General features: G+C 64.0%; 8 protein-coding genes. 2 read left to right on the forward strand and 6 right to left on the reverse strand.

The window, feature by feature from the left end; all coding sequences use genetic code 11:
• Positions 1–150 precede the first annotated feature (150 nt).
• Entirely contained in the window at positions 151–528 is a 378-nt protein-coding gene (locus DBR36_RS15345; protein WP_076677834.1) for a helix-turn-helix transcriptional regulator, read from the forward strand.
• Positions 525–1,196, forward strand: coding sequence for a cation diffusion facilitator family transporter (locus DBR36_RS15350; RefSeq protein WP_076677837.1), 672 nt, complete (start codon positions 525–527; stop codon positions 1,194–1,196). Before DBR36_RS15345 ends, DBR36_RS15350 begins: the two co-directional genes overlap by 4 nt.
• 71 nt (positions 1,197–1,267) lie before the next feature.
• Here the strand turns inward: DBR36_RS15350 and DBR36_RS15355 are convergent, their stop codons facing one another.
• The 6 genes from DBR36_RS15355 to lnt all read right to left on the reverse strand — a co-directional run.
• On the reverse strand, positions 1,268–2,974 hold the full coding sequence (locus tag DBR36_RS15355) for a cytochrome c oxidase assembly protein (protein WP_176776671.1): 1,707 nt from the start codon (positions 2,972–2,974) through the stop codon (positions 1,268–1,270).
• Between the two features lie 236 nt (positions 2,975–3,210).
• Positions 3,211–4,194, reverse strand: coding sequence for a c-type cytochrome biogenesis protein CcsB (gene ccsB, locus DBR36_RS15360; protein WP_256334329.1), 984 nt, complete (start codon positions 4,192–4,194; stop codon positions 3,211–3,213).
• An 11-nt stretch (positions 4,195–4,205) separates the two neighbouring features.
• Entirely contained in the window at positions 4,206–4,658 is a 453-nt protein-coding gene (locus DBR36_RS15365; protein WP_256334328.1) for a DUF4307 domain-containing protein, read from the reverse strand.
• Positions 4,655–4,981, reverse strand: a complete 327-nt coding sequence (locus tag DBR36_RS18615; protein ID WP_239278227.1) for a M23 family metallopeptidase — start codon at positions 4,979–4,981, stop codon at positions 4,655–4,657. The genes DBR36_RS15365 and DBR36_RS18615 overlap by 4 nt, the downstream gene beginning before the upstream one ends.
• Before the next feature lie 535 nt (positions 4,982–5,516).
• Positions 5,517–6,182, reverse strand: coding sequence for a copper resistance CopC family protein (locus tag DBR36_RS15375; protein WP_083709108.1), 666 nt, complete (start codon positions 6,180–6,182; stop codon positions 5,517–5,519).
• A gap of 749 nt (positions 6,183–6,931) precedes the next feature.
• Positions 6,932–7,835: apolipoprotein N-acyltransferase (gene lnt, locus DBR36_RS15380; RefSeq protein WP_108320600.1), on the reverse strand; the 904-nt coding region annotated here is incomplete at its 5' end.

Consider the following 7,835-nt stretch of genomic DNA (forward strand, 5'->3'; position numbering starts at 1 on the left):
GACCCTCGACGCGACGCAGCCGCTTCTGGAGGTCGTCTTTGTTGCCCTCGTATCCGTTCACCTAGATACCATACCCCCCTAGGGTATGTAGCGCAACACTCCTATTCATCCCCCTGCGCGCGTCCACCGGAGTGGGCCGCCCAACCGGGGATGATTATTCAGCAAGTCCTGTACTGTCGACACGTGTCCACAGCCACTGCGACTGCCACCGTGACGCATACCGCCGCGCTCGCGCGCCTCGGCCACGCGCTCTCCGACTCCACGCGCGCGGGCGTGCTGCTGGCACTGCGGGAAGCACCCGCCTACCCCTCCGACCTAGCGGACGCTCTCGGCGTCTCCCGACAGGTCATGTCGAACCAGCTCGCGTGCCTTCGAGGGTGCGGGCTCGTGGAGGCTGTGCCGGATGGGCGGCGCACCTGGTATCGGCTTGCTGACTCTCACCTCTCACCCGCCTTGGACGAGCTGCTACGCGTCGTCCTCTATGTCGAACCGGGCTGCTGCGCCGGAGAAAGCTGCACCTGCGCATGACCACCACGACCTCTCGCCCCACAGACGACCGCCGGCACACTCTCCAACGCCGCATCAAGTGGATCGTCACCGCGACGATCGCCTACAACCTCATTGAGGCCGTCGTCGCGATCACCGCCGGCACCGTCGCCTCATCGGCTGCGCTGATCGGGTTCGGCCTGGACTCCACGATCGAGGTCCTCTCGGCGGCAGCCGTGGCCTGGCAGTTCACCCGCCGCGACCCCGAGCGGTGGGAGAAGGGCACGCTGCGCGTCATCGCCGTGGCGTTCTTCGCCCTCGCCGCCTACGTCACCGCGACGTCGGTGCTCGCGCTCGTGGGCCAGGTCGACGTGCAGCACTCCACTGTCGGAATCGTGCTCACCGCGCTCAGCGTCGTCATCATGCCATTCCTCTCGCTGGCGGAACGACGCGCGGGCCGCGAGCTGGGATCGGCAACCGCTGTGGCCGACTCCAAGCAGACCCTCATCTGCACCTACCTGTCCGCCGCGGTTCTCGTCGGCCTCATTGTCAACAGCCTGTTCGGCTGGTGGTGGGCCGATGCGATCGCCGGACTCGTCATCGCCGCCTTCGCAATCCGAGAGGGTATCGAGGCATGGCGCGGTGACGCCTGCGCCACCTCCGTGGGGATGCTCCTCGAGGAGGAGCACGACGACGACCATCACCGCTGAGCGGGTAGAGCACCTCAGATCAGCCATGACGGCTTCTGTCGCACGCCGCATGAGGAATCTAGGACGTCGTTCTACCGCGCACGGGAGAGGAACACCACCCACCCACCCAGAACGACCGCGATCGCGGAGCCAGCAGCCAGCACCACTCCACCGAAGTCTTGGTCTTCGGCTGGTGCTCTACCCCAGGTGCGGCCCATCGCACCGAACCAGTCGGCGGCTACTAGACCGGCAGTAGAGATGTACACAGATACAACCGCCATCGCCACAGCTAAACCGACGACCATCAGCAGCTTCATCTGTGTCGGCCGGCGGCTGGACCCGTCACCACCTATCAAGCCACGCACGAGCAGAGATCCCACGACGAGGGTTGCTGCCGTCGCCATTTGCCGCCCTAGGAGATCCCCTACTGTCCAACGGAGGAGGTCAGAACTGAAAAGCAGCCAAATCAACATCGCGGTGGCCGGGACAGCGACCACGGGTGCCGAAGCGAAACGCACACCTCGCGAATGCATGAGCACCTGCGCCCATTCATACCCTCCCCTGCTGCCGTCTTCGCGGCGATGGGCTGCCTTGCGGGCGAGCTCGATTGGCGCCCCGGCTGCGAGAAGGGGCACCACCCCGACAAGGAGAATGACTATCCCAAGAACGTGCGCACTGTAGATGTAGCTACGGTAAGCGCCCAACGCTCCGCTAGTGACCCATACCAAGAGGAGCGTCCCTGCCACCCACGCGGTCGCCCGCCAGGGGTTCCATCGGTACCCACGCGCCTTTAGCCGCAGCACAGCGCTCACGTAGAAGATGAGTCCGAGCACGGCGGCAACTAACCACAGCAGGTCGGGGCTCCACGCCGTGAACCAACGCGACATAGTCCACTCAGGAGGTAGCGGAGCGCCGGTGAGTACCTCAGCGGGTGTGAGCGCGCCTGCAGGTTCGGGGAGAATCGGCGGCGGTGTTCTCGCGAGAGCGGCAGCCGCTCCACTAGCCATCCCCATCAATCCCAACTCCGCACACAACAGCAGCCAGAAAGTCTTGGCGTCGCTGGGGTTGGCGCGCATCCTTCGGAGTAGACGCAGTCGGTAGATCGCCCCCAGAACACCGATGGCGGTGAGGGCTACAACCTTGACGATGAGGATGAGGCCGTAAGGGGAGGCGAGAGCACCGAGAGTTTCTAGGCCGATGGCGGCTCGAACCGTGCCCGAGAACGCGACGAGCGCGAAGGCAATAACGGCGATGGTGGAGTACCGCATCAGAACTGTCGCCATCTCACTCTTGGAAGTGACGGAACGAATGATCGCCAGCAGCAGCAGACCACCGAGCCAGACCGCTGCGGCGATGAGGTGTATGACGATGGCTGTCGTGGCTTGCTGGTGAGAGGCCTCATCACCTGAATGGCCTTGTGTTCCCATCGGGACAAGCGCTGCCAGCGCGAGAAGTGCCACGGTTGCTGTCCCGCCCCACGAACGCACCGCAAATGTGAGCACCGCGAGAATGGCACCCGCGATGGTCGTCATCAACCACACACGTCCCCCCTCGGTCTGCACGAGGTACCGGCCAAGCTGAGACCCAAATTCGGGACCGGCATTCAAAGCGGGGTTGAAGATGACCATGAAGCTGAAGAAGCCAGTAGCAGCAGATGCCACGGTGAAGATGGCGGCAGATAGCGCAGCAACATCCAACGCCAATTCAAACCCGCGCTGTTCGACGCGCAACGAGAACAAGGCGACAAAGAGCGCCCCTCCCATTCCCGCGGCGCTCATGTTCACGACGAGCTTTGACACTGGCAGCCCCCACCGTGCGAGGGGCCCGGCGTCGGCCAGTTGCAAGGGGGCAGCGCCACCGCCGACTGCGAGAGCGCACACCAAGGCAGCGACTGCGCTGACGACGAGGATGATGAGCGCAATCACGCGGTACACGTTCCACCGGCGCGGTTGCAGAGACGGAAGCCGCGTGGAGCCAGGTGCCCCCACCCTTACCGTCGAGTGGGCGTGCCCGAGCTTAGCGCCGGAAGTAGGCATCAGTTCAGCCCCGAATAGGCATGCAGACCCTTGAAGAACATGTTCACGGCGGTGAAGTTGAACAGCACCGCAGCGAACCCCACGATAGACAGCCACGCAGAACGGTTACCGCGCCATCCACGGGTGGCACGAGCGTGGATGTACCCGGCGTACAGCACCCAGATGATGAAAGTCCACACCTCTTTGGTATCAAAACCCCAGAAGCGTCCCCAGGAGTCGTTTGCCCAAATCGCGCCGGCAATCAGGGTGAAGGTCCAGAAGATGAAGCCAATGATGGCGAACCGGTAAGCCAGGGCTTCCAGATCTTCAGAGGTGGGCAGGGTTCGAAGCAGGCCCCGCCGCGTGTTGACGGAGGGGCGACTCTCACGCCGGTGTTGCAGAAGTTGCGTCACGGACAGGCCGCACGCGATGGCGAACAGCGCAGTCGCAAGGGAGGCCACGAAGACGTGGATGACAAGCCACACGCTACGCAGCGGGTCCATCAGAGGGGTGACCTCGACGTAGAACCCCAAGGTCGCACCACCCAGAAGAAGGACGACCATCCCAAGCAAGAAGGAGCCGAGGAAACGCAGGTCGTACCGCCGAAGGGCGAAAAGGAACACGCCGACGATGAGAAGAGTGCCGGTGAGTGCGAATTCGTACATGTTCGCCCACGGCACACGAGCTGCGGCGATGCCTCGGAGGACATCCCCGCTCAGCTGCAGCGCGAATCCCAAAATGGTGAGGGCGGTTCCGATACGTGCCCATACGAGACGTTCGCGCTCACGTGGCGGCACTTGCAATTGCACCGCGGCCGCCGGGGGCGCCACCGGTGGAGCCACGTCCCCGACCGTCACGAGTTCCGCAGCGGGCGCCTCGACGCGAGACACGCGCACGGCAAGGTCGATGGCATACGCCGCAAAGGCGAGCGCGTAAACGCCGATGGCCGTCCACACCATCAGCAGGGACAGCCCATCAAGGGTGAGGGCGGATGATTCGGTCACGGGTGGAATCCTTAGATTGTCCAGCACTCTTTGACGGTGCCGGTGGTTGCCAGGGCGAGAGTCGGAACGCGCTCGGTGAAGGATCGAGTGGTCTCGGGGAAGGGGGCGTACTCGACGACCCGCCACCCCACGACGCCGAAATCCTCGTCCAGGGCTTGGATGGCGCACGCGAACCGTGCGCCGGAGGGAGGGGTGGCTTGAAAGGACACCGTCACAGCCCGCTCATCGACGACGAGGTAGCCGGTCTCGGCGATGGAGATGTCGTCCAAGCTATTTTGAAGTGTGATCCAGACCAGGTAGGCAATGGCAGCCACCGCGAACACAGCAACACTGATCCAGAAAGCTCGGCGACGCCAGGGAAGCGAAGTGCGGCCGTATCGATCGTCGAGTTTCTTTTGCAGTGCCGTTCGCTGCGGTGCGGCGCGGCGCCTGCCGCCGCGCTTTGTAATGGCGCGTTTAGTCACTGAGCATTCGCTTCCAACCACGCCAGGGAATCCACGGTGACGTCGTTGACGGACACCTCGAAATGCAAGTGGTTTGCGGTGGAGCGGCCTGTGCTTCCGACGAGTCCGAGGAGTTGGCCCGCCTGCACTTCCTGGCCGCTGCCGACCTGCCGGGTGTTGTACTGCATGTGCGGGTAGACGGCCCGGATACGTTGGCCGTTGACGACGGACTCAACGGTGACAGCGACGCCGTAGGCGCCATAGCTCTCGCTCGAGACATCGACTGTCCCGGCCACGGACGCGTAGATTGGCGTGCCGCCCGCGGTCACCATGTCGGTGCCCATGTGCGCCCCGCCTCTTGCTCCGAATTGGTCCGTGACTCTGAACGTCGAGGTCAATGGCCAGCGCACAACCCCGCTACCGGCGGCGAGGACGGGGACTGCGCGTTCAGCAGCGAAGGTGGTAGCGGGCCGAGCTGCGCGTGCTGCGGCGGCCGCGGCCGCCGCAGCCTCTCGCGCCTTTTTCTGATGAATTTCTTCCTGAGACGTCGCTGCGTAGCTCTGCCTGTCCAGGGGCGAAGCGGGGAGCGCGGAGGACACGGTGAATTGTTGTGAGTCGTCCGCAGCGGCTTGCTGCAAGGTCGGCTCGGAGTCCGTGACAGGTGAGGCCGCGTACGCCGGCAGCGCCAGAGGACACATGAGCGCCAGCGCCAACGCACTCGCAACAAGCGGGCGGGCGCGCATTGCGCGCGCGGCCTCAGGACCGTGGGAGCTCCGCGCCTCACGCATCCTGAACTCATCAGCGTGGCGCCGTTCCCTGCGCGTTAGAGGGCGTGACTGGTGTGTCGACCAAATCTCACTGCTCATTGACGGTGTTCCTTCACTGCCCCACCTGCTGCTGTCGTCGACGCCGTCCGGACGAGAAAAGCACAAGCGCCGCCGCGCCCAGAATGACGACAGCGACGCCAGTCACTAACAGCGGAAGACCGATTCCGCTCCGTGGCTCTTCGACCTCCGCCACGGCGTCTGCTGTCGCGCTTTGTTCTGGTGTCGACGAGATGGCCGGGCTCTGCTCAGATGAGGAGGGGGCACCCGTGGTTGCAGAGGGGTCCGGTTCGGCGGACGCCGTGGGCGTTACGGGAGCGTCAACCGTGAACGCGTACTCACCGCTGATGGGGTGACCGTCGCTGGAGACCACGCGCCATCGCACCGTGACTACGCCTGGAGACGTGACTGGCTTCACTGCCTGGGTCACCGTCGTGTCAGCGACGACCGGAGGCGTCAGTGCAACGTTCGCTCCTGAGGAGTCAATCACTTCGACCGCGATGGCGCTGGAGGCGTCGAAGACCTCCCCGCTGTATGTCATTGACACCTCAGCGGGCGTCGCTGAGACGACTGAGTCCGCTGCTGGGGAGGACTGGACCAAAGCGTCGTGAGCACGAGCCGGCGGCGAACCGGGTAGAACGAACATCAGGGATAGTGCCGTCACGGCAATGCCGGCGGCTGCGAACCAGCGAGGCGAACGGGGGGCGAAAAGTGTGTGCATGGCGTCTTTCAGTGGGACTGCGGCGCCCGGGGATTGGGCGCCCACGGCAGTCGTCGAGCGTCGGATCAGAAACGCTCCGAGTGCACCTGTACGGCCGCGCCCGAAGGGGTGGGAAGTTGCGTTCGACTACAACTTCGTTGGCGTCAGATCAGCCGAGAAGGTGTGATTTTCGGAGCCCCGGTACGGGTCAGGTCCGTGAGAGAGACAGTTCGGTCAAGCTCAGCGTCGTGGTGTGTGAGCGGACGGTACGTAAAACGTGAGGCTGATCGCGTCGAGGTGAGCGGATGACATTGAGATTCGACCGCATGAGACGGAAGCGATGCTCCAGCAGCATTCCCGCCACACACACGCCTACCAGGCATAGCGCTACGGCCGCCGCTGGGAGAGCCTGCGTCAGGCTGTTGACAACGTCACCGGCGGGCTCATCGAGGACTGTTCGACTACCTTGATCGCTCTCCCACGTGTGGGTCGCGGACGCCGCATCGGAGGTCGTGGAAGCATCAGAGTGGCTGCTTGACCATACAGCGAGCAGACACATCAAGATTAGGACGAGGCTGGCGATGATCCTCATTCTCACGACGGAGGCGGTACTGGCCCCAAGTGGGGCGCGTCCCGTGCTTACCGGCATCGCAGCGATGGTACCAATCCGAACTGGCCGTCACAGCCAAGCCGGGGCAGCCTGGCATCGGAGGCCAAGCGTGCGCTGCTCGCGCGGGGTGCGCGATGCGGTCTGCCGTTTGTCCAGCTCATCACCGTTTCCGCGCACGAACGTGGATGCGCAGACGAACGCACAACAGCACACCGGCCGATGCAACGACCATTGCAATTTCGATGGTGGGGCTGAGCCAGCTCGCCGGCGTGATCCCCGCCCGTAGCGGCACCTCGCTCACTCGGCCAGCGGCCGTGTCCACCCCGATGGTCTCTTCGGTCGACCCATCGGGGTTGATCACTTGGCTTGTTCCCACGGTGGAGACGTTGACCACTGCGCGCCCGGTTTCGATGGCTCGCATTCGCGCGATGGCGAGCTGCTGCACGTTCTCGTCTGTTCCGCGGAAGTCGGCGTTGTTTGTCTGGAAGATGTAGACCTGCGCGCCTTGCCGTGCTGCATCGAAGATCACGTCGTCGTAGATGACGTCGAAACAGATCGCCAGCCCGACGCGGGTGCCTCCTATATCCATCACTGGCGCCGATCTGCCTGGGGTGTACTCCCTCTGGATCAGACTGACAAGGTCAGGTGCGAGACGTTCAAACAGCCACCGGTCGGGCACGTATTCGCCGAACGGGACGGGGTTGAGTTTGTCGTAGCTCTGCTCGCTACCGTCCGTCGTCCACAGCATGGTTGAGTTGAACGTTTGCTCGCCTCTCGTGGTTGCGGCGTTCATTAGGAGCGGGGCACCGTACGCGGCGGAGATTTCACTCAGCACTCGACGTGTGGGTTCTGAAGACGCCGGGTCGATGTCCACGGAGCCCTCTGGCCAGGCGAGCACGTCCATCTGCTGGCCCCGAATCGTTTTCGATGTTGATGCTTGGGCTCGGAGCATGTCGCCTTCGTTGCGGTCGTCGAAATAGCCTGCCGGCCCGTTGCCTTGGACCCACCCGACGGTGAACGTTCCGATACTCCGGGTGGCGTACTGGGGTGTGACCGCCATGAGC

This window comes from Microbacterium sp. HMWF026 (genome assembly GCF_003061325.1).
GTDB lineage: Bacteria > Actinomycetota > Actinomycetes > Actinomycetales > Microbacteriaceae > Microbacterium > Microbacterium testaceum_E.

Excerpts from the sequence above, each read along its gene's own strand:
- DBR36_RS15345 (WP_076677834.1), top strand. The coding sequence starts at position 151 with ATGATTATTCAGCAAGTCCTGTACTGTCGACACGTGTCCACAGCCACT.
- DBR36_RS15350 (WP_076677837.1), top strand. The coding sequence starts at position 525 with ATGACCACCACGACCTCTCGCCCCACAGACGACCGCCGGCACACTCTC.
- DBR36_RS18615 (WP_239278227.1), bottom strand. The coding sequence starts at position 4,981 with ATGGGCACCGACATGGTGACCGCGGGCGGCACGCCAATCTACGCGTCC.
- DBR36_RS15375 (WP_083709108.1), bottom strand. The coding sequence starts at position 6,182 with ATGCACACACTTTTCGCCCCCCGTTCGCCTCGCTGGTTCGCAGCCGCC.